Origin of the sequence: Bartonella sp. AS69XJJH (assembly GCF_042195585.1) — a bacterium.
Classification (GTDB): Bacteria; Pseudomonadota; Alphaproteobacteria; order Rhizobiales; family Rhizobiaceae; genus Bartonella.
This window is the reverse complement of record NZ_JBHIOO010000152.1, coordinates 1-534: the sequence shown is the minus strand read 5'-3', so window position 1 is coordinate 534 and position 534 is coordinate 1. Positions and strand designations below refer to the sequence as shown.

The 534-nt window shown below is 41.6% G+C and carries 1 protein-coding gene; it reads left to right on the top strand.

Annotation, left to right across the window (positions count from 1 at the left end; genetic code table 11):
- Positions 1 to 534, top strand: a 534-nt coding sequence (locus ACFIK6_RS10290; protein WP_375677630.1) for a DEAD/DEAH box helicase family protein, incomplete at both ends; no start/stop codon positions are given.

Genomic DNA, 534 nt, shown 5'->3' with positions numbered 1-534 from the left:
TTGTTTTTGGTGCCTTCCCTTGCTTTGATGTCACAAACAATCCGTGAATGGACCCTTGATACAGAAGTGCCCTTGCGTTCCTTTGCGGTATGTTCGGATACACAAGTGGGAAAGCGTCGTAAAAAACAAAATGATGATGAATCTGGTCTGGATACCTCTGATCTTGCCTTGCCTGCTACAACGGATGCAAAAGAGCTTGCACGTAAAGCCAATAAAACCTCTCTTGATGTGATGACCGTGGTCTTTTCGACTTACCATTCCATTCAAGTGATTTCCGATGCACAAAATACCCATGATTTACCCGAATTTGATCTGATCATTTGTGATGAAGCGCATAGAACAACTGGTGTTGTATTGGGAACAGACAAGCATGAATCTGAATTTATCAAGGTTCATGATAACAGCATCATTCGGGGTAAAAAACGTCTGTATATGACAGCAACCCCAAAGATCTTTGCTGATAGTGCTAAAAAACAAGCCCATGAAATGAATGGCATTTTAGCGTCTATGGATGATGAAGCCCTCTATGGAAAA